This is a genomic window from Lentzea xinjiangensis, assembly GCF_900110955.1.
Taxonomy (GTDB): Bacteria; Actinomycetota; Actinomycetes; order Mycobacteriales; family Pseudonocardiaceae; genus Lentzea; species Lentzea xinjiangensis.
Genome location: NZ_FOFR01000007.1, coordinates 35,004 through 58,920 on the forward strand (window position 1 = coordinate 35,004; position 23,917 = coordinate 58,920).

The window sequence follows — 23,917 nt, forward strand, 5'->3', positions numbered from 1 at the left end:
GTGGAATGCCGGTTGGGGGCGTGGAGCGGACTGTGTTGGGCGGCGAGGCGAGCCGGAACGGGCCGGGTGGAAGAGGGGAGTGGTGTGCGCGGGTGTGCGAACGGTCTGCCGCCCGCCGCTCGTCAGGGGTTCGGCGGGCGGAGATGACGGCGGCCCCGGCGTTTCCGCCCGAGCCGTGCGTTCTCGCGGTGGTTACGCGACGGGACCCGAGGAGATCAGGCCCGCGGCTGTGGCTCGGCGACCGCTGTCACGCGAGCGCCACTCCTGCTCAGCCCGGTCTGACTCAGCCCGGTCCAACTCAGCGGGGTCCTGCTCAGCCCACCCTGGCCCAGCCGCGCAGCGCGCCGCAGTACGCCTCGGTCAGCCGGGTGATGACCTCGCGGCGGGACAGGCGCCTCTCCTGCAGCAAATCCTGGACCTCGCGCGGATCGAAGATCATGTTGTTGAGGAACAGGGCGTCCTCGAGCATCTCGTGCGGGAGGCCGATGTCGTCCAGCAGCCCTCGGACGGGCTCGCTCCAGGCGTCCCGCATGGTGGCGATGATCTCGTTCCCGTCGTGGAGCCGCTCCAGGTAGCCCCGCCGGGACCGGAGCTGGACCAGTGCCGGGCCGTGCTGGGCGAGGAGGTCCACCCACTTGTCCACGACGGCGTCGAAGAGCGGCCGGCCCTGCGCGGTCGAGGTCGAGGTGAAGTCGCTGAGCTCCTCGACGACGCTGAGCACGTAGGCCGCGAGCACCTCCTCCATCGAGGAGAAGTAGCGGTAGGCGGTGGCCGGGCCGATCTCCGCGCGGGCCGCGACCGCCTGCATGGTGAGCTCGTCGGGTGCTTCCCTCGCGAGCTCACCGACGGCCTCGAGGAGACGCCGGCGGTTGCGGCGGGTGTCACTGCGCAACTTGCGCCCCCCACGTGGGGCGGCCTGCCGATCGGACACGGGCCTCCTCCGCCTCGTAGAAGTGCGGGCAAAGGGTAGCGCCTTCGATCATCGCGCAGTTCACCCGTCGAACGTGCGCGGTGCACGCCGCCCGTCTCGCACCGGTCACGGGTTCGTGGCGCCGAGGTGGTCGACGATGCGGCCCAGCCCGGTGCGCAGGTCGTCCTCGGAGGCCGCGAACGAGATCCTGATGTGCCCCTCTCCGGACGGCCCGTACTCGGCACCGGCGCGGACCAGCACCTTCCGCTCGGCGAGCTCGCGGACGACCTCTTCGGACGGACGGTCCGCGTCGTAGCGCAGGAACCCGTAGAACGCGCCCTCCGGTGGCACCAGGTGCAGGCCGGGGACGTCCGACAGCCGCGCGATCACCAGCTCGCGCCTCCGCCGGTACCTGGCGAGCATGGTGTCCACGACGCTGCCGGGCAGGTCGAGGGCGGCGAGGGCCGCGTGCTGGACCGCCGAGTTGACGGAGCCGTTGAGGGTCCTGTGCACCAGGGCCGCCGCGTCCACCACCGCGCGCGGCCCGGTCAGGTACCCCACCCGCCAGCCGGTCATCGCGTAGGTCTTGGAGAACGTCTGCACGTACACCGTCCGGTCCCGCAACGAGTCGATCGCCAGCGCCGGGACCGCCTCGTGGCCCGGGTAGACCAGGTGGTGGTACGCCTCGTCGCTGACGACCAGGACGTCCGAGCCGTCGAGGAGGTCGCCGAGGGCCTTGAGCTCCCGCTCGTGGTGCACGATGCCGGTGGGGTTCGACGGGTTCGAGAAGATCATCATCTTGGCGCCGGGGAGTGCGGCGGCCAGCGCGTCGAGGTCCCAGTGCAGGTCGCGGCCGAGCGGGACGAAGTCCACGGTGCCCCCGGCCAGCACGACCAGGTCGGCGTAGAGCGAGTACGCGGGCTCCGGGACGACGACGCGGTCCCCAGGGCCGATCATCGCGAGCACGACCGCCGCGAGCGCTCCGGTCGCGCCGTGGGTGACGACGACGTCGTCCGCGCTCCACGTCCGACAGGGGTGCGGCGGCAGCCGGTGTGCGAGCGCGGCGCGCAGTTCCCACAGCCCCTTCTGGTCGGCGTAGTGGGTCTCGCCCGCGCGCAGGGCGGCTTCCGCGGCTTCGACGACCGGCTGCGGGGTGGAGAAGTCCGGCTCGCCCATGGCGAGGGAGACGGCGCCGGGCGGCGCCGGCGTGAGGGCCGGGCGTCGTGAGAACCGGCGCAGGTCCTCGATCCGGAGCGCGGGCGGCACGGCGGTCATCGCGCCACCGCCGCGTGCCCAGGACGGGCGGCGAGGATGCGCTGCCGAAGCGCCTCCTCCTTCTCGCCGATCCCGTCGACCGCGCCGACGACCTCCTGCACCCGGTGCCGGGGAACGACTACCACGCCGTCGGAGTCGCCGACGAGGACGTCGCCCGCCGCCACCACCACGCCGCCGACCGCCACCGGCGCACCGATGCTGCCGGGCCCGTCCTTGAACGGCCCGGCGGGGGTGATCGCCCGCGCGTAGACGACGAGGCCCATCTCCGACAACGCCCGGACGTCGCGGACCGCACCGTCGACCACGGCACCGGCTACCCCGGTGTTGACCATGATCTCGCCGATGAGGTCGCCGATCAACGCGCGGGTCAGGTCGCCGTGCCCGTTGACGACCAGGACGTCTCCCGGCAGGGCCTCGTCGAGCGCGCGGTGGATGGCCAGGTTGTCACCGGATCGCACGTCCACCGTTAGGGCGTTGCCCACCAGCGCGCCGTGCCCGGCGACCAGCCGGATCCCGCCGTCCAGCACGGTCATGCGCTGCAGCGCGTCGCCGACGTTGGCGGCCGGCACCTCGCCGAGGCGGCGGATCTCCTCGGCCGCCGTGCGAGGCCAGCTCTGCGCGATGGACACCCTGTCGGTCGCTGCAGCGATGTACACAGGTGGATCACCAACCTTAAATGAGAGTCATCTATCATTAGGGATGACCATAGCTGCAGGAGTCCTCATCGACAAGGCGTTGCCATGGTGCTCGCCGGGAGCGGGTGAGCAGGGCTCGGGCGGCCGGGAACGCGTTGGGGCGCGGGGTCGCCGGCGCCCGGTCTCGCGCCTCGTCGCATCCCGGTGGGTGAGCCGATCGGCGAGCCGGGCGGGCGCGCATCGGGTGGTGCGGTCAGCCGCCGTGGGTCCAGAACTCCCGCGCCGAGCCCGTGAACGACGCCGGGTCGCCGGAGATGAAGAACTCGTCCCACGTGGGTCCGTCGGAGAGCTCCCAGTGCTCGACGGCCACGCCGTCCTCGAAGCGCCACGCCCCCATCCCGACGCGGGTCCAGGTCCAGTCGCCACGAGTCGTGCGGAACGTCCCGTGGACGATGCCGTAGTGGTCGTCGGCGAGGATCTGGTCGAACTCGACGGGCTCGACGTTGGCGTCGGCGAGGCTCGCCCGCCGCTTCGTGTACCGGCGCATGAACTCCATTCCGCCGGTCGCCGCCAGCCGCACGCCACCGGTGTGGATCACGAAGTCCGGTGACATCCGCTCCATGACCTCGCCGGTGTGCTCCTGCAGCCGCCGGAGCCGCTCGCTCTCGCTGAGGTTCGGGTCGGCCGTGATCGCCGCGCCGCCTCGGTACAGCTCGGCCAGCCACAGGGCGTTGGGATGGGTGTCGGACAGCAAGATGTCTCCCCTTGGGCGAGGTCGGATCGAGCCTTATATGAGGCAACTGTATCACTCGATAGAGTTACATCTTATGAGTTGACCGTTGCTGCAGTGCTCCGCGGAGGGGAGTGCTGCCGCCGCGGGACGTCGCCGATCCGGTGGCAGCGGGTGACGGTCGTGCGGGGAACCACCCGATCCGGGGACTGTGCTGCCCGCGTGGGCGCGTCGGCTCGTCCGATGCCGTGGTCCTGGGCAGGCTGTCGCCACCCGAAGCCCGAGAACTGCGGGCCCCGAGAACTGTGGAAGGAACAACGGCTCGATGATCCGAATCATGCCTGCCAAGGACCAGCAGATGCGGGTGACCTGGGCGCTGCCCAGGCATGAGCCGTCAGGACCCGTCAGCGTGGTCGGCGACTTCAACGACTGGACGCCGGGCGTCACCGAGCTCCGCGCCCGCTCCAACGGTCGCCGGACCGCGACCGTCGTCGTGCCCCAGGGAACCACCCTGCGCTTCCGCTACCTCGGCTCGAACGGTCACTGGTTCGACGACGAGGACGCGGTCGCGCGCGACGACCAGGGTTGCCTGATCACTGTCTGACGTGGACGCCGGACCGGCACCGGTGGGCGCCGCCGCCGGCGCCCGCCGGTCTCCCGTGGCGCAATTCGGTTGTGCTGCCTGAAGGTTGCAATAGCGCGAGACTGTTAAGGCTTGCCCAAATTCGGCTGCGATCAAGGTCATACGGTCCCTAACCTTGGTACATGAAGCTGCTGCTGTGGTTCACGCTGGTGTGCATGTGCGCACTCAGCGGTGACCACCTGCTCGCCTTCACCACCGGAATGCTGCTCGTCGCCTGCGCCACCGATCGCACCCGCTACTGACCGTCCCGTGTGCTCTTCCAGCTTCGGTGAGGATGCTCAGCTCTTCCCGTGCCGCTCCACCAGCGCGCGCAACGCGGACATCTCGACCGCGAGCGCCTCGCGCCCGGCGGCGGTGACGCTCACCCAGGTCTTCGGCCGCTTGCCGTCGTAGCCCTTCTCGACCACCAGGAGCTGAGCTTCCTCGAGCACCGCGATGTGGCGGGAGAGGTTGCCGGCGGTGAGGTTCAGGGTGGACTTCAGGTAGGCGAACTCCACCCTCTTCACCTCCGCCGCGATGGTCAGGATGCCCAGCCGGTGCCGCTGGTGGACGACGTCGTCGAGCGCCGCGGTGGGGTGCTCGCTCACGAAGGGCTCCGGTGGGCCGCCAGCGCGCCCAGTCCGCCGAGGAGGAGCACGGTCGCGGGCGGCAGGACGTCCTGGGCGGCGCCCAGCGCGTCGATCTCCATGGGCGAATTGTTCACGATCAGGACGGAGGCCGCGAACACCACCGCGATCACCCCGCACAACGCGCTGCGCTCGACCCAGGCCAGGGTCAGCACGCCGAACGCGATCACCGTGAACTGGGCCATGCCGCCGGTGCCGAGGTCGACGCCGACATCGGGCACCTGCAGCAACGACAACGCCATCGACGTCAGGACCAGCCCGGCCACGATGAACAGCGGCCGGGCACGCCGCGCCCGGAAGGCGAGCACGGCCAGGCCCAGCAGCACCGCCATGACGACGATGACCACGGGGAGAGTGGGGTAGATCGTGCTGTACTCGTAGAACAGGGTGGTGCTCAGCGGGATCCCGATCAGCGCGGCGAACGAGCCGAGCAGCGCGACCTGGACGTACGTGCCGGTCGGCGTTTCCACACCGACACGCCGGGCGCGCGAGCGGTACCACCACACCGTGGCGACCACGCCGGTGATCAGCGCCCCTGCCCAGTAGAGCTCGAGCGCGAGCGGGTGCAGCACCTCGGTGTTCAACCTCAGGTGCGCCAGCGGGTCGAACCACCGGCTCGCCCTGCCGTCGACGAGGTGGTCGGTCGGGTTGGGGTCGGTCCGGGAGAACGGGAGCGAGCCGACGGACAGCACTCCCATGAGCAGCAACGGGAACCAGTACCCGTGCCGGTCGGTCCTGGCGCGTTTGCGCAGGGCCGCCAGCTCGTCGAGCAGCCCGCCCGGATCGGTCGTCATCCCGCACCCCCAGATTGTCTACGATGCAGTCAGGTTTGCATCGCAAACCAGAGGTGTCAAGACGCCCGCGGCCGCCGGAAGGTCGTCCGGATCTCGTCGGTGAGGACGTCCGGCTGCTCCAGGGCGGCGAAGTGGCCACCGCGGTCGAGCCGGGCGTGGTGCAGCACCGTCTCGTAGCGCCGTTCGACCCAGCGGCGCGAGGCCTGCACGGCCTCGCCGGGGAAGGTGCTGAACCCGGCGGGGACGGGGTTGCGCTCCGAGGTACCGCCGAACGCGGTGGCGTTCCGGCGTTCCTCCCAGTACAGCCGGGCGGACGACGCCGCGGCGTTGGGCAGCCAGTAGAGCATGATGTCGTCGAGGATCTCGTCGCGGTCGATCACGTCCTCGGGGTTGCCGTCGCTGTCGGTGACGTCCTGGAAGAGCGTGTAGATCCAGGCCGCGAGCCCGGCCGGCGAGTCCGCGAGCGAGTAGCCGATCGTCTGCGGCCGCGTGGCCTGTTCCCCGGCGTATGCGCTCAGCTCGTCCCGGTAGTGCTGCGCGCGGATGATCATCTGCCGCTCCTCGGCGGTCGCCTCGCTCATCTCCTGCTCGGTGGGGAACACCAGCGGCAGGGTGAAGTGCGCGCCCAGGCACCGCTCGGGAGCCCTGCGGGTGAGCTGCTCGACGACGGCCGCACCCCAGTCACCGCCGTGGGCGAACCAGCGGTCGTGGCCCAAGCGCCGCATGAGGGTGATCCACGCGTCGGCGACCCGGGAGGTGGTCCAGCCGGTCGTGGTGGGCTTGCCGGAGAAGCCGAACCCCGGCATGGAGGGGATCACGACGTGGAACGCGTCCCCGGCGTCGCCGCCGTGGGCGACCGGGTCGGTCAGCGGGCCCACGAGGTGCCGGAACTCCAGGATCGAGCCGGGCCAGCCGTGGCACAGCAGCAGCGGGACCGCGGTGGGCTCGGCGGACCGGACGTGCAGGAAGTGGATGTCGATCCCGTCGATGGCGGTGCGGGACGAGCCGAGACCGTTGATGTCCCGCTCGGCCCGCCGCCAGTCGTAGCCGGTGGCCCAGTGCTCGCACAGAGCGCGGATGCGGTCCAGCCGCGGTCCCTGGCTCCCGTCCTGGACCGTCTCGCGGTCCGGCCAGCGGGTGGAGGTCAAGCGGTTCCGCAGGTCCAGCAGTTCGGCGTCGGGTACGGCGAGCACGAACGGCTCCACCGCGTCGTTGGCAAGGGAGAGTGGCATCGGGGGCTCCAGGGTCGTCGGGGGTGAGCAGCGTGAGCGTAGCCCGGAAGTGGAAGAAATCTTCAACTTGGAATTGTTCTTCCACTTGGCTAGGCTCCGGGTATGACCGAAGCGGCCCCGCCTCTGCGTCGCGATGCCGAGCGCAATCGCCAGTTGCTGCTGCGCACGGCCTATGAGCTGATGGCCTCGCAAGGGCTGGACGTCTCGTACGAGGACATCGCGCGTGCCGCCGGCACCGGGATGGGCACGGTGTACCGGCGCTTCCCGCAGCGGCAGGACCTGCTGGACGCCCTGTTCGGCGAGCACATCGACACGGTGATCGGCTTGGCGGAGCAGGCCTCGCGGCACGACGACGCCTGGGCCGGGCTCACCTGGTTCCTGGAGCGGCAGCTCCAGATCGAGTCCCGCAGCCGGGGGCTGGGGGAGCTGCTGCGCGGCCGCAACCAGGCCACCGCCCTGGTGCGGCGGGCGCACGACCGGATGACCCCGCTGGTGACCGCCCTCGTCGACAGGGCGGTGCGCGCGGGTCAGCTTCCGGCCGGGGCGACGCCCGCCGACTTCGCCGCGGTGCACGTGATGGTGGGCAGCGTCATGGACGCCTCCCGCGGCCACTCCCCGCAGTTGTGGCGCCGGGCGCTCCGCATCGCCCTGGCGGGCATGCGCCACGCAGACCTGTCCGGCGACCCGCCGGACGAGACGGTCATCGACCGCCTCTACAACGACCAGACGTGAAGGCCTTTTCCATGACGGCTCTGCCCGACGACCTGATCGCGCTCCTCGGCACCAAGGCGATCTGCTTCGTCACCACGCTCATGCCCGACGGGTCCCCGCAGCTCTCCCAGACCTGGGCGGGCACGGACGGCGAGCACGTGCTCATCAACACCGTGGACACCCACCAGAAGACCCGCAACATCCGCCGCGACCCGCGTGTCGCCCTCGGCATCGCCGACCCGGCCGCACCTTCCCGGTACTGGGCGCTGCGCGGCAGCGTCGTCGCCATCACCACCGACGGGGCCCGCGAGCACATCGACGAGCTGTCCCGGAAGTACCTCGGCCGGCCCTACCCCGGTTTCGGCGGCGGCGAGCAGCGGCGCGTCCTGCTCACCATCGAGGCCGACCGCGTGCACACGCCTTGACCCGGTGGCGGTTCGGCCGGGTCGACGCGCGCCCGGTCAGAGCCGGTACCGGGCGCACATGGTGCTGACCGCCTCGTCCACCGCCTGCTCGATCGCGGCCCGCTCCGGCGCCCAGTCGGTGAGCAGGAGCGTGGGCCAGAAGACGAAGTTGGAGATCATCCCGAGGAACTGGGTCGCGGCGAGGTCGGGGTCGTCGACCTTCGCCGAGCCGGCCCGGCCCGCGTCGGCCAGGTAGCGGCTGACCGACTCGAAGTAGGGCATCTTCCCCCGGCTGAACTGCGCCTCCCCGAGCTCGGGGAAGCGCGGCAGCTCCGCGATGACGATGCGGAACAGCGCGGTCATCCCGGGGCGGGTGAGCAGTTCGACGTACCGGTGACCGATCGAGGTCAGGCCGGCCGGCAGGTCCTCGGCCGGCGGCTGGGGACCTGCGGCGTCCTCGACCTGCCAGGACTCGGTCACGATCGCGTCGAAGAGCGCCGCTTTCGTCGGGAACTGCTTGAAGAGCGTGGCCTTGGAGACCCCCGCCGCCTCCGCGATCTTGGCGAGCGAGGTCCCGTCGTACCCGGAGGCCAGGAACAGGTCGGTCGCGGCCTTGAGGATGGCCGCGCGCTTCTCTTCGGCGACGCGCCGGTGGTACGCCGAGGGCTCCGTGCTCATGGGCTCCAGTATGCCTCGTGGCGAGGTGAGTCACTTGACTCGCCTTCCGTCGGGCCGTAGCGTTCGGTGGTGAGGTGAGCCGGTCAGCTCACCATAGTCACTCTGCGAAGGACGCGCCATGCGACGTTTCACCGACCAGACCGCACTGATCACCGGCGGCACCGGAGGGCTCGGCGAGAGCCACGTCCGGGCCTACCACGCCGAGGGCGCGAACGTCGTCATCGGCAGCACGGCCGGGGGCTTGGACAAAGCCGCGGAACTCGCCGCGGAACTGGGTGAACGTGCCATCGCGGTCCGCCTGGACGTCGCTCGCGAAGACGACTGGACCACCGCCGTCGCCGTGGCCGAGCACACCTTCGGCGAGCTGACGATCCTGGTGAACAACGCCGGCGTGCAGAATCCCGCCACCACGATCGAGTTCACCGACCGGGCCCTCTGGGACCGCACCTTCGCGATCAACGTGACCGGGCAGTACCTCGGCATCAAGGCCGTCACCCCGGCGATGCGGCGGGCCGGTGGCGGCGTGATCGTGAACATCGGCTCGACGATGGCGCACGGCGGCACCGCCCTCTACGCCTCCTACGTCGCGAGCAAGTGGGCGGTCCGGGGCCTGACGCTGAGCGCCGCGCTCGAGCTGGGCCGGGACAACATCCGGGTGAACGCCATCCACCCCGGGGTCGTCTCGACCAAGCTGATCCACGAGCCGGCCGCGCCCGGCGCGCGACCGATCTCGGACTTCTACGACCCGGAGCCGTTCGCGATCCCGCGCCTCGGCGACCCCGCCGACATCAGCGCGGCGCTGCTCTACCTCACCTCGCCGGAGGCGTCGTTCGCGACCGGGACGGAGCTGGTGCTCGACGGGGGCCTGCTGCTGGGTCCCGCTCTGCCGATCGGCGTCGCCTGACCGCGGACGCCGTCCGGCCGGCATTGGAGTTGCCCCGCGCCGCCGGTCCGAGCGAGAAGAATGATCGGAAAAGAACTCCACCGGTGATCGACAATGGTGCCGCCGGGTGCTCGGAGGCTAAACTTTAGCCTGGTCGGCAAACGTGAAGTGTCATCCGATCTACCCACCGTGTTATTCGGGAGCAAAAGCGACCCGCGGCGGCTGGTCGTGATCCGCCGGAAGAGTTTCGAAACATTATCGAAACTTCTCGGCAACCTTACGGAGTCGATCCGGCACTGATAGTGTCGATAACGGTTCGGCCACGGTCGACCTGGGTCCCGCCGCCACCGGGCCGGCCGGTCGCAACCGCACTGCCGGCCAACTCGGCGAGTAGGCCGGAACTGACGGCGGCCTTCACCACGATCGCCATTCCACCCTCACGGGTCGCATCGCGCTGCTCGGCTGCCGTGCCAACCTCAATGATGAGGAGTACTGCACATGGCTGAAGCCAATTCTCGACCGTCGAGCCGCGGGCGCGGCCGCATGGGACTGCTCCTCCGCGGTGCCTGCGCTGCGCTGGTCATGGCGCTGACACCTGGTGTGGCCAGCGCCGATGTGGGTATCGCCGCGACGTGTTCCAGCCAGACGGGCAACAACGGCGGCTACTACTACTCGTTCTGGACCGATGGTGGCGGCAGGGTCTGCATGGAATTCGGGTCCGGCGGCAACTACAGCACCTCGTGGAGCAACGTCGGCAACTTCGTCGGCGGCAAGGGCTGGAGCAACGGTTCACGGCGGACCGTGAACTATTCCGGCAGCTTCAACCCGTCCGGCAACGCGTATCTGACCCTGTACGGGTGGACGTCGAACCCGCTCGTCGAGTACTACGTCGTCGACAACTGGGGCACTTATCGGCCCACCGGCACCCACCGGGGCACGGTGACCACCGACGGCGGCACGTACGACATCTACCAGACGATGCGGTACAACGCGCCCTCCGTCGAAGGCACCAAGACCTTCCCGCAGTTCTGGAGCGTCCGGCAGCAGAAGCGCACGGGTGGCTCCATCACCACCGGCAACCACTTCGACGCCTGGAACCGCGCCAACATGCGGCTGGGCAATTTCAGCTACTACATGATCCTCGCGACCGAGGGATATCAGAGCAGTGGCAATTCCAACATCACGGTGAGGTGACCTCCCGCTCCTGAAGTGCCTCACCGCGGCGGTTGAGGTGGACCGCAGGCTGCGTCACGTCCTCACGTGACGCAGCCTGCGAGAGCGAGGCCGTCAGGAGGTGACGGCGAGACCTTCCGGCTCCCGGCCGATCGGCACCGTGGCGACCAGCTTCCCGGTGCCCGCGTCGATGACCGACATCATTCCGGCGGCGGTGTTGGTGACGTAGACGAAGCTGTCGTCGGGGCTGGCGGCTGAGCCTTCCGGCTGCTGCGCCACCGGGATGCCGGGAATGACGGGATCGCCGGACCGGTCGAGGACGGTCACCGTGTCCGAGCCCGCGTTGGCCACGTGCACCCGGCCGCGCGGGGTGACCGAGACGCCCATGGGCGACTTGCCGACCGGTGTCGACTTGATCGGGTCGAGGTCGCGGCCGTCGATCACGGTCACCGTGTCGGAGCCGGTGTTGGCCACGTAGACCCGGTCGCCGTTCGGGCTCGTGGCGATACCGGCGGGGAAGCGGCCGACGGGGATGGTGCCGACCGGCTTCTGGTTCTTGGTGTCGATCACCGTCACGCTCTGGGCCCCGTTGTTGGTGACGTAGACCCGCTTGCCGTCCGGGCTCACCACCGGGGTGTGCGGGAACCTGCCGACCGGGATCTCCAGCACGGGCGCGTTCGTCCGCACGTCGATGACCGTGACCGTGTTCGAGCCGAAGTTGGTCACGTACGCGTGCGTCGGGGTGACCGCGACGCCGAACGGGTGCCTGCCGACCGGCACGGTGGCCACCACCTCGTACGTCCTGGCGTCGATCACCGAGACGCTGTTGGACAGCTCGTTGGTCACGTAGACCAGGTTGCCGTCCGCCCCGACGCCCACCCCGACGGGGGAGCGGCCGACCGGCACCGACGCCACCACCTCGCCCAGCCGCGTGTCGTAGACGGCGGTCACGTCGCCGCCGCTGTTGGCGACGAAGACCTGGACGCGTGGCGGGTAGGCGGACGCGGGCACGGGCGTCAGCAAGAACACGATCACCATCGCGATCACGCCTAGTCGCGTGAAGCGCGCTCGCCTGACAGTGGAAGCACACAACTGTGAGTAGAGTTTCAGCTCAGCTGCAAACTCCATCAACGAGCTCCTTCATCACTGGTGATCAGTCGAAATGTGCCGAGCTGAACGCGAAGAGTCCTCCGGACCTGCTCGTTCATCACCGCGCTCGTGGCGCTGGAGCACTGGAGCGGTGTCGATGACCAGATCGCTCCATGCTCGCTCGCCGACACTAATGGCCTAGTCGATGGCCCCGCCGAGTGAAGCGGGCGGGAGTACCTCGTCAGAGCGATGAATTCGCGCGAACGGGTTGAGAAGCGTTTCTCCGCCGATGGCCGCCCGTCCAGGTGGACGTCAGCCGTGCACCGGACGGCGGTGAGCGCCGTGTCCCAAGTGGACGGTTCTTGCGGCGAGCCGCTCGGCTGCCTTGGCAGTGCGCCGGTCCGCCGATCGCAAGTGGACGGTCACGGTCGTGAGCCGGTGACGGCGCGGTTGCCCGGGTACCTGGCCGGCACCGCCGCCGCGGGGGCTGAACGCCAGGCCGAGCGGCTACGGGTGCCGGCCGCTCACGGGTGAGGTGTCCCCGCGCGTCGCCGACCTCTCCGGGTCAGTCCTCGAGCATGCCGGGGCCGAACACCTCGTACCGGATGTCGTCGGTGTGCAGGCCGCGGCGGAGCAGCCCCGCGCGCACGTCGCGCATGAACGTGATCGGGCCGCACAAGTAGGCGACGGCGTTGGGCGGCAACGGGATCGCGTTCACGTCGATGAGGCCCGGCTGCCCGTCGCCGCCGCCGTTCTCGTACCAGGTGAGGTGCTGGAGACCGGCGAGGCGGGCGTACTCCGCGCGATGCGCGTGCCGATCGGGTGAGGCCTCGGCGTGCACGGCGACGACCTGGCGGGCGGGCTGCGCGGCCGAGATGTGGCCGAGCATCGACAGCATCGGCGTGATCCCGATGCCCGCGCTGATCAGCACCACGGGCCGGTCGCCGTGCTCCAGCACGACCTCACCGGCCGGCGAGCCGACCAGCAGGGTGTCGTCGGCTTGCAAGTGGTCGTGCAGGAAGTTCGAGACCGCGCCGTCCGGGGCGCCGTCCACACCGCGGACCCGTCGCACGGTGATGCGGAGCTCGCCGCGGCCGGGCGCCTGCGACAGGGAGTACTGGCGCGGCTGCCGGTGCCCGTCCGGCAGGCCGACCGCGACGGACACGTACTGCCCCGGCTCGAACGCCGGAACCGGCCCGCCGTCGTCGGGCACCAGCGTGAAGGAGACCGCGTCGACCGCTTCCTCGTCGCGCTTGGCGATGCGCCAGGGACGCCACACCGTGTCGGGACTGGCGCCGGCCCGCTGGTACAGACCCGCTTCCGCGGCGATCAGCGTGACGGCGAACAGCCAGTAGACCTCGTCCCAGGCGGCCGCGACCTCGGGGGTGACGGCCTCGCCGAGCACGGTGGCCACGGCGCCGATGAGGTGCTTGCCGACGATCGGGTACTGGTCGGGTCGCACGCCGAGCGAGGCGTGCTTGTGGGCGATGCGGTCCGCGATCGGGCCGAACGGCGTGCCGTCGAGCAGGTGCCGGGCGTAGGCGACCACGGCGGCGGCGAGTGCGATCTGCTGCTTGCCGCTGGCCTGGTTGCCGCGGTTGAACAGGTTCAGCAGCTCCGGGTGCGCGGCGAACATCGACGGGTAGAACTCGGCGGTGATCTCGGCGGCGTGGTCGCTGACCACGGGCAGGGTCGCACGCACCACGGCGGCTGACGCAGCGGAAAGCACAGGTAGCTCCTCGAGGACGAACCAGGGTGGAACTGACGGCGCGGTGGCGCGCGATCACCTCTTGAGCCTGCGCGATCGGGTGCGGGCGAGCGCAGGTGAGAACGTCGCTCCACAGCCGGGACCATCGTCCCGCGGGATCACGGCCGGACGGCTTTGGCGGGAACGCCGCCAGGCCGTTCCGAACACCGCGGTCCCGCCCGGGACGGGGCAGCGCGCCGCCGGTGACGGCGATGGAGGCCCGGGCGGACCACTGCGCGCCGCGGTGTCCGAAGTGGAGCGACCAACGTCCTCACCCGGCAGGTCCGCGGAGGTCCCCGGCATCAGTGCCGTGCCAGCGGGACCACCGCGACCGGGCAGCGGGCGTGGTGGACCAGTGCCTGGCTGGTCGATCCGAGCAGCAGGCCGCGGAAGCCGCCGCGTCCTCGCGTGCCGACGACCACCGGCCGCCCGCGCGGACTGCTCGACCAGGGTGTGCGCCGGCCGGTCGCGGGTGAGGGTGCGGTGCACGGGCACGTCCGGGTACTCGCTCGCGCGGGTGGCCAGCAGCCGGTGTTCCGCCGCCTCGATGGAAGCGAGGTTCGTCGCGGTCAGCCCACGTTGCCACGCGGTTTCCGCGGTGAGGTCCCACCACGTGCGCACCGCGTGCAGGGTCGCACCGCGCACCGCGGCCGCCTCGAAGGCGAACGCCAGGGCGGCGTCGCTGGAGGCGAGCCGTCCAGGCCCACCACGACGGACGCGGCGCGGTAGGAGCCTGGCCGGAGGGCGCGTCGCGCACGACGATGGCCGGGCACAGGGCGTGGGCCGTCACGGCGACCGCGACCGAACCGGCGAGCAGCCCGGTGAACCCTCCCAAGCCGCGGGAACCCAGCACCACGAGCCAGGCCGACGCGGAGCGGCCGACGAGCTGCTCGGCCGCACCGCCGCCGGTCAGCTCGGTGGTCACCTCGACCTGCCCAACCGATTCCTGTCCAGCCGATTCCGGTCCAGCCGCCTCCTGCGCCACGGCGGTGGCCTCGGCGAGCAGCACCCGGCCGTGGTCGAACACCGCGTCGGCGCAGGCTTCCGACGTCGGGGCCACGTGTGGTGCGTGAACCGGCACCACCATGCACGAGTGCACGATCACGAGGTCCGTGCCGAGCCCGGCGGCTTCCGCGGCTGCCCGGCGCACCGCGTGCGAGGCCGACGCCGATCCGTCCACTCCCACGACCACCGGCCTGCTCGTCCCGGTCATCGCTACCCCCGGTCGGTGGTGGTCACCAGCGCGCGGGTCTGCGCGGCGATCTCGACGTCTTCCCGCGCCTCGACGACCCGGACGTCGACGGCCGAGGTGTCCCGGCTGACGCGGCCGTCCGCCGGCACCTCCGCGTTGCGGCCGGTGTCGAGGTCGATGCCGAGGAACGCCAGACCGGCGGCGGTGTCCGCCCGGAGCACGGCGTCGTGCTCGCCGGCGCCGCCGGTGAACACGAGCACGTCGAGTCCGCCGAGGGAGGCCGTCATGGCGGCGATGCCCTGGCGCAACCGGTGCACGTACACCCGCAGGGCCAGGACAGCGTCCTCGTCCCCGTTCCCGGCGGCCTCGCGCACGTCGCGCAGGTCTCCGCCGGTGCCGGACAGCCCGGCGAGACCGGAGTGGTGTTCGAGGCCCTCCTCCAGGTCGTCGAGCGCGAGCCCGGCGCGGTGCAGCCACAGCAGCAGGCCGGGGTCGACGTCGCCGCTGCGGGTGGCCATCACCAGGCCCGCGAGCGGGGTGAAGCCCATCGTCGTGTCCACCGACCGCCCGTTCGCCACGGCGGCCAGCGACGCTCCGGACCCCAGGTGGCAGCTCACCACCCTGGCACCGGTCCTGCCCGCCAGCCCGGCTGCCCGCCGGGAGGCGTAGGCGTGGGACAGGCCGTGGAAGCCGTACCTGCGCAGGTCCCACTTGCGGCGCCAGGCGGCCGGCACGGCGTAGGTCGTGGCGGCCGCCGGCATGGTCGTGTGGAAGGCGGTGTCGAAACAGGCGACCTGCGGCAGGCCGGGCAACAGCCGCCTGGCCGCGTCGATGCCGGCGAGCGCGCGGGGCTGGTGCAGGGGCGCGAGCGGGGTGAGCGCCTCGATCCCGGCGCGCACGTCGTCGTCGATCGCGGTGGCGCTGCTGAAGGCGGGTCCGCCGTGCACGACGCGGTGCCCGGCCGCCTGCACGGACGGGGCGCCGCTCAGGAACTCCTCCAGCGGGCCGGTCTCGTCGCCGCCGGACCAGCGTTCGACGTGCTCCTCGGCGAGGACGGTGTCGTCCTCGCCGAGGACGCGGAGCTTCAGGCTCGACGAGCCCGCGTTCACCACGAGGACGTTCATTGCCACGTCCAGTCGCGCACCTCGGGCAGGTCCTCGCCGTGCTCGCGGATCCAGTGGTGGTGGCGGGTGCGCTGGTCCTGCATGAGCTGGCGGAGCCGGGCGGCCTTGGGGCCGAGCCCGGGCACGCGGTCGATCACGTCGATGACGAGCCGGTAGCGGTCCATGTCGTTGAGCACGAGCATGTCGAACGGCGTGGTGGTGGTGCCTTCCTCCTTGTAGCCGCGGACGTGCAGGTTGCGGTGGTTGGTGCGGCGGTAGGTCAGGCGGTGGATGAGCCACGGGTAGCCGTGGTAGGCGAAGATCACCGGCTTGTCGGTGGTGAACAGGGCGTCGAACTCGCGGTCCGGCATGCCGTGCGGGTGCTCGGTGTCGGGTTGCAGGCGCATCAGGTCCACCACGTTGACCACGCGCACCCGCAGCGACGGCAGGTGCTGGCGCAGCAAGGAGACGGCGGCCAGGACCTCGACCGTGGGTGCGTCACCGGCGCAGGCGAGGACGACGTCGGGTTCGTCGACACCGTCGTCGTTGCTCGCCCATTCCCAGATGCCGGCGCCGCGAGCGCAGTGCAACGCCGCTTCCTCGGCCGAAAGCCAGTCCGGTGTCTCGTTCTTGCCCGCGACGATCACGTTGACGTAGTCCTTGCTGCGCAGGCAGTGGTCGGCCACCGACAGCAGCGTGTTGGTGTCCGGCGGCAGGTAGACGCGGACGACCTCGGCCTTCTTGTTCATCACGTGGTCGATGAAGCCGGGGTCCTGGTGCGAGAAGCCGTTGTGGTCCTGTCGCCAGACGTGCGAGCTGAGCAGGTAGTTCAGCGACGCGACCGGCCTGCGCCACTCCAGCTTCTTGTGCGTCTTGAGCCACTTGGCGTGCTGGTTGAACATCGAGTCGACGATGTGGATGAACGCCTCGTAGCAGTTGAACAACCCATGCCGGCCGGTGAGCAGGTAGCCCTCCAGCATGCCCTGGCACAGGTGCTCGGACAGCACCTCCACCACCCGGCCGTCGTGCACCAGGTGCTCGTCCACCGGCAACGTCTCGGCCTGCCACTGCTTGCCGGTCACGTCGTAGACGGCGTCGAGCCGGTTGGACGCGGTCTCGTCCGGCCCGAAGATCCGGAACGACCGCGCGCCGGAGTTGAGCTCCACGACGTCCCTGAGCATCCGGCCGAGCACCCTGGTCGGCTCGGAGTGCGTGCTCCCGTTCTTCGTCACGTCGACGGCGTGGGCGCGGACTCCCGGCATCTTCAGCTCGCGCAACAGCAACCCGCCGTTGGCGTGCGGTGTGGCCCCCATCCTGCGGGCACCGTCAGGGACCAGGGCGGCGAGCTCGGGCCGCGGTGCTCCCCGCTCGTCGAAGAGCTCGGCCGGCCGGTAGCCGCGCAGCCACGCCTCCAATTGCCGCAGGTGCTCGGCGTTGTCCCGCACGCCGGAGAGGGGAACCTGGTGGGAGCGCCAGGTGTTCTCGATCGGCTTGCCGTCCACTTCCGACGGTCCGGTCCACCCCTTCGGACTGCGCAGCACGATCATCGGCCAGACGGGCCGTTCGTCCGCCTCCTTGATCCTGCGGATCTCGTCGAAGACCTCGTCGAGCTCCTCGGCCATACGGGCGTGCATCGCCTCCGGCTCGTCGCCTTCCACGTAGAACGGCGCGTACCCGTAGCCGCGCAGCAGGGCGTCCAGCTCGTCGTGCGGAATGCGGGCCAGCAGGCTCGGGTTGGCGATCTTGTAGCCGTTGAGGTGCAGGATCGGCAGCACCGCGCCGTCCCGCCGGGGGTTGAGGAACTTGCCCGCGTGCCAGCTCGCCGCGAGCGGCCCGGTCTCGGCCTCGCCGTCGCCGACCACGCACGCCACGACCAGGTCCGGGTTGTCGAACGCCGCACCGAACGCGTGCGCCAGCGAGTAGCCCAGCTCGCCGCCCTCGTGGATCGAGCCGGGCACCTCCGGGGCCACGTGGCTCGGCACGCCGCCGGGGAACGAGAACTGCCGGAACAGCTTTCGCATGCCCTCGGCGTCACGCGGCACGTCCGGGTAGGTCTCGCTGTAGGTGCCCTCCAGCCAGGTGTTGGCGAGCAGCGCGGGTCCGCCGTGGCCGGGGCCGGTCACGAACAGCACGTCGAGGTCGCGCTCCCGGATGACCCGGTTGAGGTGCGCGTAGACGAAGTTCAGGCCCGGCGTGGTACCCCAGTGACCCAGCAGGCGCGGCTTGATGTGCTCCGGCGCCAGCGGTTCGGTCAGCAGGGGGTTGTCCATCAGGTAGATCTGGCCGGCCGACAGGTAGTTGGCGGCTCGCCAGTACGCGTCGACCAGCGACAGGTCGGCGTTCGACATCTCGCGCTCCTCACTCGGGTCTGTTGTCCCCCACGCTGCCGCCCGGACCGGGCGCGGAACAGGGCGCGCGGTCCGGGGCGGCCGGGACCGAGGTCCCGCCGGCACCGGCACTTCGGACCCTTGGTCGCCCCGAGCGGCCGTGCCGGTGGCGGTGGCGCGGCCGGCTCCGGCGACCGGGCATCCCGGCGGCACTCCCGCACGCTTCCGAACGGACTCGCGATGGCGTTGTACGCGGCCGAAGTCAGCCTTGGGCGCGAACCGGTCGGCGAGGAGCGGGAACGACCACACGGCCGTGATGCGCCCCCAGAACCGGTTGGTGCACCACGAGAACCGGGCACGGCGCGTGGTGCAGTGCCGCCTTGGTGACGGTGCCGCTCTCGTGCGAGTCACCGGAACCGACGACGACCAGGTCGGTGTCGGTGCACCGGGCGATCGCCTCGTGCGGCTGGGCGTGGATCAGCACCGCGTGGTGGGGGAAGCCGTTCAGCGTCGCCGACGCACGGGCGAGCACGTGCGAGTGGTCCGCCTCGAAACCGCAGCGGACCAAGGGCCGCGGCGCGGCGTGCAGCACCCGCAGGGCCGCACCACGTCGCCGGGCGAAGTCGGCGGCGTGGCGCCGCACCCGGCCGTCACCGGGACCACCGCTCACCAGCGCGGTGATGTGGTGGTGCGCGGCATCGACCGCCGCGGGCGCGCTGCGGACGACGACCGTGTCGCAGCCCGTGGTGGTCAGCAGCGGCAGGACGTGGTCACCGAGACCGAGAGCCGAGGTCCGCGGGCCCCGGTAGCCGACGACGACGAGCTGGGCGCGGAAGTCGTCGCGCGGTCGGTGTACCTCGACGTTCGTCCCGACGAGCCGCGCGTGGGCAGCGGCCCACCGCAGTGCGTCGCCGTCGCCTCTGACACCGTCCTGGAGGATCACCACAGGTTCCATGTGTCGAGGATCGCCCGGTGCGCTCACCCCGGGGCAGGGCGGGAGGAGGCGAGTCGGGCGGGACCAAGGTCCTGTCGTCGCCGGGGCCTGCTGCCGCGATCCGCCGCACCGCCGCACGCTGACCCCGGCCGCGGTGCGGAGGTGGAGAACCACGATCGGTGCGCCGGTCAGCGGTGCCACACGCCCCTGACCGGCGCGTGCTCGTCGGAGCGGATCAGCAGCTCGGAGACGGGACGGCGGGGTGTGGGCGGCACCGGCGTGCTGAAGCCCAGGCGCAGCACGGTCTGCGGCACGAGCATGCCGCCGAGCGCGCGCCGCAGGTCCTCGCGGACGCGCCGCACCTCGACCGGCTGCGACAGGAACGACGCGGACAGCCCGCGGGTGGTCGCGGTGAGCAGGACCCTCTGCAGGGCCTGCCCCGCCTGCAGCTCACCGAGCGGGCCGTCGTAGAACGAGCAGAGGACGACGACGAGCGGGTCGGACTCGTAGTCCTTGCCGGGGCGGCGTTCGGGGCCGTGGAAGTCGCGGAACGCCCACTCGTCCTGCATCTCCGGGCGCACGCCCGCCGAGGTGAGCGGAACGCCGTCCGTCGCGCCGGGACGGTGGCCGGTGAACGCCGCGAGCTCCGCCTGGACGCCCTCGTCGGCGAGCTGGATCTCGTGCGCCTGGCGGACGAACCTCTTGAGCTGTGCCCGGTCCACCGGTGTCGTGACGACGTGCAGCCAGGAGCGTTCCAGCTCGGCCGCGCGCACCAGGGCGTGGCGCTGACGGGGGTCGACGGCGGCTTCGAGGAACGGCCTGCGGTTCGTGTGGCGCCGGGACACCGCCGCGAGCAGCCCGCGCTGCTCGTCGTCGATCTTGAGCCGGCCGCCGTGGCGCACGACGGCGAGCGCGCCCGGCGCGTCGCGGCCGGGCAACATGGACACCAGCGGTCGCACCCCCGCGCTCTGCAGGGCCAGCCGCAGGTTGAACAGGGCCGCACCGCAGGACAGCCGCAGCTCGCGGTCTTCCGGGTCGGTCGCCGCCAGCCTGCGGTCCGGGTCCGCGTGCAGCTCGATGCGGTCGTGCCGGACGCGGAACCGCCACGGCTGCGCGTTGTGGACGGATGGCGCCAGCGAAGCGGCCGTGAGCACGCTCTCGATCTGCTCCGGCCCCAACCCGAGAGCCGCCACCACTTCTGCCATGTCTTTCACCCCGTCGTGTTGCCAGGTGGAACCACTTGCACCTCACACTGTCCGTGCCGCCGCCGGGCCGCCCCACCATCGAAGGTCCCGACCTGACCGGGACCGGTTGGCGACGCCGCACCCGCGTGAAAAGCTTGATCCATGGGTGGATCGGAGAACGCACCGGCGCGCAGCCTGCTGGGCGGTTTGCGGCTGGACGACCTGCTCGACGAGATGCGGGACCGGCTCGCCGAGATCGGATCGACCAGGGACAAGATGCAGAGCCTGCTGGACGCCGTGCTCGCGGTCGGCGCCGGGCTGGAGCTGGACTCGACGCTGCAGCGCATCGTGCAGGCGGCCGTGGAGCTGGTGGGCGCCCGCTACGGCGCGCTGGGCGTGCTCGGCTCGCGGCACAACCTCTCGCAGTTCGTCTACGTGGGCATCGACGCCGAGACCCGTGCGCACATGGGGCACCTGCCGGAGGGCAAGGGCCTGCTCGGGCTGCTGATCAAGGATCCGCGGGCGATCAGGCTGCACGACATCAGCGAGCACGCCGCTTCGGTCGGCTTCCCGCCCAACCACCCTCCGATGCACAGCTTCCTGGGCGTTCCGGTGCGGGTGCGCGACGAGGTGTTCGGCAACCTCTACATGACCGAGAAGGTCGGTGGTGGTGACTTCACCGCCGACGACGAGGTCGTGCTGGAGGCGCTGGCCGCGGCGGCCGGTGTGGCGGTGGAGAACGCCCGCCTGTTCGAACGCTCGCGCATGCGGGAACGGTGGCTGGAAGCGACCGCGGAGATCAACGCCCAGCTCCTCGCCGGAGCGACCGCGGACGACGCGTTGCAGCTCATCGCCCAGCGGGCCGTCGAGCTGTCCTCCGCCTCCTGGGCCGCGGTGCTGCTGGTCGAGGGCGAGCAGCTCCGCCGGGCGGCGCAGGCCGGTGCCGAGGGGGCACCCGGCCACTTCCCCGCGGACGCACCGGTGCTCGCCGAGGTGGTGGAGACGGGCGCGCCGGCGATGATCGAGGACGTGGACGGCCGGCTCGGTGAGCTGGCCGTGCAGACCGGTGCCGCGGTGGTGCTCCCGTTGCGGGCCGGCACGACGGTGACCGGTGTCCTGGTCGCGGTCAGGGACAAGGACGCGGCCCCGTTCGGCGCCGACCTGATGCCGTTGCTGGCGTCGTTCGCCGACCAGGCCGTGGTCGCGATCGAGTTCGCCGAGAACCAAAGCGCCAAGCGCCTGGTCGACGTGCTGGAGGACCGCGACCGCATCGCCCGCGACCTGCACGACCACGTGATCCAGCGGCTGTTCGCCACCGGCATGAGCCTGCAGGGCGCGCTGACCTGGGTGACCCACCCCGAGGTCCGCAGGCGGGTGACGAAGGCGGTCAACCAGCTCGACCAGACCGTGCTGGAGATCCGCACCTCCATCTTCGACCTGCAGGCGGACTCCGGTGACACCGGCCTGCGCAGGCGCTTGCTGGACGTCGTCGCCGAGCTCACCGAAGGCGCCGAGCTGACCCCCGCGGTGCGCATGTCGGGCACCATCGACAGCCTGGTGCCCGACTACATCGGGGAACACGCGGAGGCGGTGGTGCGCGAGACCGTCAGCAACGCCCTGCGCCACTCCCGCGCGACCGAGCTGACGCTCACCGTCGAGGCGGGCGACTCCCTGATCATCTCCATGGTCGACAACGGCGTGGGCATGCCACCCGAGGTCGCCCGCAGCGGTCTGCGCAACCTGGAACAGCGCGCGACCGCGCTGAACGGCGTGCTCACCGTCGGCGACGAACCGGATGGCGGCACGCGGGTGACGTGGCGGGTGCCGCTGGACTGACCGGTGTCAGCCGGTCTCGTTGTCGTGGTTGGGCTTGCGCAGCTGCGAGGCGAGCACGGCGGCCTGGGTGCGGCGTTCGAGGCCGAGCTTGGCGAGCAGGTGGGAGACGTAGTTCTTCACGGTCTTCTCCGCGAGGAACATCTTCTCGGCGATCTGCCGGTTCGTCAGGCCGTCGCCGATGTAGTCGAACACCGTGCGCTCCTGCTCGGTGAGCGCGCGGACCGGGTCGCCCTGCTCGCGCTCGCGGCGGATGCGGTTGAGCAGCGCGGCGGTCGAGCGGGCGTCCAGCAGCGACTGTCCCGCCGCGACGGTCTTGACCGCCGCGGTGAGGTCGGTGCCGACGATGCGCTTGAGCACGAACCCGGACGCACCGGCCATGATCGCGTCGAACAGCGCCTCGTCGTCGGTGAACGACGTGAGCATCAGCACGTTCAGCTCGGGCAGACGTGAGCGCAGCTCGCGGCACAGCTCGATGCCGTTGCCGTCGGGCAGCCGCACGTCCAGCACGGCGACGTCCGGGTTGGCGGCCGGGACCATCGTGAGCGCCTCGGTCACCGAGCCCGCCTCACCGACGACCTCCAGGTCGGGAGAGGCGCTGAGCAGCTCCCTGATCCCGACCCGGACGACCTCGTGGTCGTCCACCAGGAAGACACGCGACACCACTTGCGACCACCTCTCCTCGACCGTTGCGCGATCATGGTCTCCCGCGCGGGCCGGTGGCACCCAGGGACCTAAGACCCTGTCACCGTGAATCGAGGGTCCTCCGGACCCGGTCGGGCTCCTCGGTGCCGCCCTCGTCCCTCGCCGGCCGCTCGTCCAGTATGCGGGTCGCCGAGCCGCCGCGCGGGCTGTTCGGGCGCCGGCGCAGCAGCACCACGGCCAGGGCGGTCAGCCCGGCCAGGAACAACAGCAGGTCCAGCGCCATCATCGCCGCGCCACCCCAGCCCATCGGATTGCCGTGGTACCAGTCCACCTTCATCTCCTCCGTCGTCGTTGCCTCCAGGCTGATCGAGTCGGGTGACCGCGCGGAGGGTCCAAGGGCCCGTGCCACGAGGGCAGGTCCGCCCTGTCCGCGCCGCGCGGTCCGGCGGAATCGTCGTGGTGTGCGGTGGAACCCAGCAGAAGCAGCGGAAATCGTCGAGGCGGCCGGCAAGGCGCCCGTGTACAGCGCGGACCGCCCGTGGGCGGTGGAGCTGCACGGCCGCTCGGTCTACCTGTTCGAGCCAGGACGGCGCTCCGGGCACGATCCGCTCGGTTTCGACCGGCTGCTCTCGTGCGGCGCAGCCCTGGAACACGTCGTGCTCGCCGTCCGGCACGCCGGTTGGCACCCGCACGTCGTGTTCCCGACCGACCAGGCGAGCCCCCACCTGCTCGCCGTCGTCCGCACGGACCGCCGCCAGGCGCCGGATCCGCAGGACCTCCGCCTGCACCGGGCGATCCGGCTCGCCGACGCCTCCGGCGGGGGAGACGCCCACGCCCTCGGGTGGGCCAACCGCTGGGCGGGCACCGAGCTGCACGCCCTGGGCGGCCACGAACTGGTCGTGCTCACCACCGGCGACCGCCGCCCGGACCACGTCCGCGGCGGCGCGGCGTTGCAGGCCGCCGTGCTGGCCGGGCGCGGTGCGGGGGTGGCGGTCCGGCCGGTCGTGCACCTGGTGCACCGCCGCGAGTGGCGGGCGGGCCTGATCGAACGGCACGAGCTCGCCGGCTTCCCGCAGGCGCTGGCGATCGTCGGTGCCAAGGGCCCGGCCGGCACGGGACCTACGGCTGCGTCTTCCGGCCGTCGCGATTCCTAATGTCGAAGCCGGAAG

25 protein-coding genes and 1 pseudogene are annotated in these 23,917 nt (G+C 71.3%); 8 read left to right on the plus strand and 18 right to left on the minus strand.

Annotated elements, in window-relative coordinates; translation table 11 throughout:
- Positions 1-313: 313 nt before the first annotated feature.
- The 4 genes from BMW88_RS17030 to BMW88_RS17045 form a co-directional block, all read right to left on the minus strand.
- Entirely contained in the window at positions 314-892 is a 579-nt protein-coding gene (locus BMW88_RS17030) for a TetR/AcrR family transcriptional regulator (RefSeq protein WP_218148101.1), read from the minus strand.
- Between the two features lie 144 nt (positions 893-1,036).
- On the minus strand, positions 1,037-2,185 hold the full coding sequence (locus BMW88_RS17035; RefSeq protein WP_089951742.1) for a pyridoxal phosphate-dependent aminotransferase: 1,149 nt from the start codon (positions 2,183-2,185) through the stop codon (positions 1,037-1,039).
- Positions 2,182-2,841 (minus strand): RraA family protein, encoded by a 660-nt coding sequence (locus tag BMW88_RS17040; protein ID WP_089951743.1) that lies wholly within the window; start codon positions 2,839-2,841, stop codon positions 2,182-2,184. The genes BMW88_RS17035 and BMW88_RS17040 overlap by 4 nt, the downstream gene beginning before the upstream one ends.
- 232 nt (positions 2,842-3,073) lie before the next feature.
- Entirely contained in the window at positions 3,074-3,574 is a 501-nt protein-coding gene (locus BMW88_RS17045) for a hypothetical protein (protein WP_089951745.1), read from the minus strand.
- 313 nt (positions 3,575-3,887) lie between these two features.
- Here BMW88_RS17045 and BMW88_RS17050 point away from each other — a divergent pair, with 313 nt between their 5' ends.
- Positions 3,888-4,154: an early set domain-containing protein gene (locus tag BMW88_RS17050; RefSeq protein ID WP_342715098.1), complete on the plus strand. Its 267-nt coding sequence runs from the start codon at positions 3,888-3,890 to the stop codon at positions 4,152-4,154.
- Positions 4,155-4,471: 317 nt separating this feature from the next.
- Here BMW88_RS17050 and BMW88_RS17055 read toward each other — a convergent pair whose 3' ends face one another.
- Genes BMW88_RS17055 through BMW88_RS17065 form a run of 3 tightly spaced genes read right to left on the minus strand, consistent with a single transcriptional unit; the run spans position 4,472 to position 6,845 of the window.
- Positions 4,472-4,780: a winged helix-turn-helix domain-containing protein gene (locus BMW88_RS17055; RefSeq protein WP_089951748.1), complete on the minus strand. Its 309-nt coding sequence runs from the start codon at positions 4,778-4,780 to the stop codon at positions 4,472-4,474.
- Positions 4,777-5,613, minus strand: a complete 837-nt coding sequence (locus BMW88_RS17060; RefSeq protein WP_089951750.1) for a hypothetical protein — start codon at positions 5,611-5,613, stop codon at positions 4,777-4,779. Before BMW88_RS17060 ends, BMW88_RS17055 begins: the two co-directional genes overlap by 4 nt.
- Before the next feature lie 56 nt (positions 5,614-5,669).
- Positions 5,670-6,845, minus strand: a complete 1,176-nt coding sequence (locus tag BMW88_RS17065) for an epoxide hydrolase family protein (RefSeq protein ID WP_089951751.1) — start codon at positions 6,843-6,845, stop codon at positions 5,670-5,672.
- A gap of 102 nt (positions 6,846-6,947) precedes the next feature.
- Here BMW88_RS17065 and BMW88_RS17070 point away from each other — a divergent pair, with 102 nt between their 5' ends.
- Positions 6,948-7,577 (plus strand): TetR/AcrR family transcriptional regulator, encoded by a 630-nt coding sequence (locus BMW88_RS17070; RefSeq protein WP_218148102.1) that lies wholly within the window; start codon positions 6,948-6,950, stop codon positions 7,575-7,577.
- Positions 7,574-7,981, plus strand: coding sequence for a PPOX class F420-dependent oxidoreductase (locus BMW88_RS17075; RefSeq protein WP_245777855.1), 408 nt, complete (start codon positions 7,574-7,576; stop codon positions 7,979-7,981). Before BMW88_RS17070 ends, BMW88_RS17075 begins: the two co-directional genes overlap by 4 nt.
- 36 nt (positions 7,982-8,017) lie before the next feature.
- On the opposite strand, the gene BMW88_RS17080 is transcribed toward BMW88_RS17075, so the two are convergent.
- On the minus strand, positions 8,018-8,638 hold the full coding sequence (locus BMW88_RS17080; protein WP_089951753.1) for a TetR/AcrR family transcriptional regulator: 621 nt from the start codon (positions 8,636-8,638) through the stop codon (positions 8,018-8,020).
- A 118-nt stretch (positions 8,639-8,756) separates the two neighbouring features.
- Here BMW88_RS17080 and BMW88_RS17085 point away from each other — a divergent pair, with 118 nt between their 5' ends.
- Positions 8,757-9,542, plus strand: a complete 786-nt coding sequence (locus BMW88_RS17085; RefSeq protein WP_089951754.1) for an SDR family NAD(P)-dependent oxidoreductase — start codon at positions 8,757-8,759, stop codon at positions 9,540-9,542.
- 477 nt (positions 9,543-10,019) lie between these two features.
- Complete coding sequence (locus BMW88_RS17090; RefSeq protein ID WP_089951756.1) at positions 10,020-10,715, plus strand: glycoside hydrolase family 11 protein; 696 nt, start codon at positions 10,020-10,022, stop codon at positions 10,713-10,715.
- Positions 10,716-10,808: 93 nt separating this feature from the next.
- On the opposite strand, the gene BMW88_RS17095 is transcribed toward BMW88_RS17090, so the two are convergent.
- From BMW88_RS17095 to BMW88_RS44425, 3 genes are all read right to left on the minus strand, one after another.
- Entirely contained in the window at positions 10,809-11,732 is a 924-nt protein-coding gene (locus BMW88_RS17095) for a YVTN family beta-propeller repeat protein (RefSeq protein WP_245777856.1), read from the minus strand.
- A gap of 616 nt (positions 11,733-12,348) precedes the next feature.
- Positions 12,349-13,512, minus strand: a complete 1,164-nt coding sequence (locus BMW88_RS17100) for a globin domain-containing protein (protein WP_089951759.1) — start codon at positions 13,510-13,512, stop codon at positions 12,349-12,351.
- A gap of 320 nt (positions 13,513-13,832) precedes the next feature.
- The gene (locus BMW88_RS44425; protein ID WP_425434660.1) at positions 13,833-13,952 is read right to left on the minus strand and encodes a universal stress protein; all 120 of its coding nucleotides are present in this window, start codon (positions 13,950-13,952) and stop codon (positions 13,833-13,835) included.
- On the opposite strand from BMW88_RS44425, the gene BMW88_RS43295 reads away from it, so the two are divergent.
- Positions 13,939-14,259 carry a hypothetical protein gene (locus BMW88_RS43295; RefSeq protein WP_245777896.1) on the plus strand — a complete coding sequence of 107 codons (321 nt, stop codon included), beginning with the start codon at positions 13,939-13,941 and terminating at the stop codon, positions 14,257-14,259. The genes BMW88_RS44425 and BMW88_RS43295 overlap by 14 nt on opposite strands.
- Before the next feature lie 82 nt (positions 14,260-14,341).
- Here the strand turns inward: BMW88_RS43295 and BMW88_RS43300 are convergent.
- From BMW88_RS43300 to BMW88_RS17125, 5 genes and pseudogenes are all read right to left on the minus strand, one after another.
- Positions 14,342-14,743 (minus strand): annotated as a pseudogene (locus tag BMW88_RS43300) (universal stress protein); the annotation flags it as partial.
- Positions 14,744-14,745: 2 nt separating this feature from the next.
- Entirely contained in the window at positions 14,746-15,846 is a 1,101-nt protein-coding gene (locus BMW88_RS17110; RefSeq protein WP_089951761.1) for an acetate/propionate family kinase, read from the minus strand.
- Positions 15,843-18,173, minus strand: a complete 2,331-nt coding sequence (locus BMW88_RS17115) for a phosphoketolase family protein (RefSeq protein WP_089951762.1) — start codon at positions 18,171-18,173, stop codon at positions 15,843-15,845. The genes BMW88_RS17110 and BMW88_RS17115 overlap by 4 nt, the downstream gene beginning before the upstream one ends.
- A gap of 241 nt (positions 18,174-18,414) precedes the next feature.
- On the minus strand, positions 18,415-19,107 hold the full coding sequence (locus BMW88_RS17120) for a universal stress protein (protein ID WP_089951764.1): 693 nt from the start codon (positions 19,105-19,107) through the stop codon (positions 18,415-18,417).
- 167 nt (positions 19,108-19,274) lie between these two features.
- Positions 19,275-20,291: an Acg family FMN-binding oxidoreductase gene (locus tag BMW88_RS17125; RefSeq protein WP_089951766.1), complete on the minus strand. Its 1,017-nt coding sequence runs from the start codon at positions 20,289-20,291 to the stop codon at positions 19,275-19,277.
- Positions 20,292-20,432: 141 nt separating this feature from the next.
- Between BMW88_RS17125 and BMW88_RS17130 the strand changes: the two genes are divergently transcribed.
- Positions 20,433-22,106: a sensor histidine kinase gene (locus BMW88_RS17130; RefSeq protein ID WP_089951767.1), complete on the plus strand. Its 1,674-nt coding sequence runs from the start codon at positions 20,433-20,435 to the stop codon at positions 22,104-22,106.
- A gap of 6 nt (positions 22,107-22,112) precedes the next feature.
- Here BMW88_RS17130 and BMW88_RS17135 read toward each other — a convergent pair whose 3' ends face one another.
- Complete coding sequence (locus BMW88_RS17135) at positions 22,113-22,769, minus strand: response regulator (protein WP_089951769.1); 657 nt, start codon at positions 22,767-22,769, stop codon at positions 22,113-22,115.
- 79 nt (positions 22,770-22,848) lie between these two features.
- Entirely contained in the window at positions 22,849-23,079 is a 231-nt protein-coding gene (locus BMW88_RS17140) for an SHOCT domain-containing protein (RefSeq protein ID WP_245777857.1), read from the minus strand.
- 130 nt (positions 23,080-23,209) lie between these two features.
- Between BMW88_RS17140 and BMW88_RS17145 the strand changes: the two genes are divergently transcribed.
- Positions 23,210-23,902: a hypothetical protein gene (locus tag BMW88_RS17145; protein WP_089951771.1), complete on the plus strand. Its 693-nt coding sequence runs from the start codon at positions 23,210-23,212 to the stop codon at positions 23,900-23,902.
- The last annotated feature ends 15 nt before the right edge of the window (positions 23,903-23,917 follow it).

What these genes read in the sequence shown, in the direction of transcription:
- BMW88_RS17080 (WP_089951753.1), bottom strand. Translation starts at nt 8,638, where the DNA reads ATGAGCACGGAGCCCTCGGCGTACCACCGGCGCGTCGCCGAAGAGAAG.
- BMW88_RS17035 (WP_089951742.1), bottom strand. Translation starts at nt 2,185, where the DNA reads ATGACCGCCGTGCCGCCCGCGCTCCGGATCGAGGACCTGCGCCGGTTC.
- BMW88_RS17050 (WP_342715098.1), top strand. Translation starts at nt 3,888, where the DNA reads ATGCCTGCCAAGGACCAGCAGATGCGGGTGACCTGGGCGCTGCCCAGG.
- BMW88_RS17095 (WP_245777856.1), bottom strand. Translation starts at nt 11,732, where the DNA reads ATGGTGATCGTGTTCTTGCTGACGCCCGTGCCCGCGTCCGCCTACCCG.
- BMW88_RS17065 (WP_089951751.1), bottom strand. Translation starts at nt 6,845, where the DNA reads ATGCCACTCTCCCTTGCCAACGACGCGGTGGAGCCGTTCGTGCTCGCC.
- BMW88_RS17130 (WP_089951767.1), top strand. Translation starts at nt 20,433, where the DNA reads ATGGGTGGATCGGAGAACGCACCGGCGCGCAGCCTGCTGGGCGGTTTG.
- BMW88_RS17060 (WP_089951750.1), bottom strand. Translation starts at nt 5,613, where the DNA reads ATGACGACCGATCCGGGCGGGCTGCTCGACGAGCTGGCGGCCCTGCGC.
- BMW88_RS17115 (WP_089951762.1), bottom strand. Translation starts at nt 18,173, where the DNA reads ATGTCGAACGCCGACCTGTCGCTGGTCGACGCGTACTGGCGAGCCGCC.
- BMW88_RS17110 (WP_089951761.1), bottom strand. Translation starts at nt 15,846, where the DNA reads ATGAACGTCCTCGTGGTGAACGCGGGCTCGTCGAGCCTGAAGCTCCGC.
- BMW88_RS17070 (WP_218148102.1), top strand. Translation starts at nt 6,948, where the DNA reads ATGACCGAAGCGGCCCCGCCTCTGCGTCGCGATGCCGAGCGCAATCGC.
- BMW88_RS17090 (WP_089951756.1), top strand. Translation starts at nt 10,020, where the DNA reads ATGGCTGAAGCCAATTCTCGACCGTCGAGCCGCGGGCGCGGCCGCATG.
- BMW88_RS17125 (WP_089951766.1), bottom strand. Translation starts at nt 20,291, where the DNA reads ATGGCAGAAGTGGTGGCGGCTCTCGGGTTGGGGCCGGAGCAGATCGAG.
- BMW88_RS17085 (WP_089951754.1), top strand. Translation starts at nt 8,757, where the DNA reads ATGCGACGTTTCACCGACCAGACCGCACTGATCACCGGCGGCACCGGA.
- BMW88_RS17120 (WP_089951764.1), bottom strand. Translation starts at nt 19,107, where the DNA reads ATGGAACCTGTGGTGATCCTCCAGGACGGTGTCAGAGGCGACGGCGAC.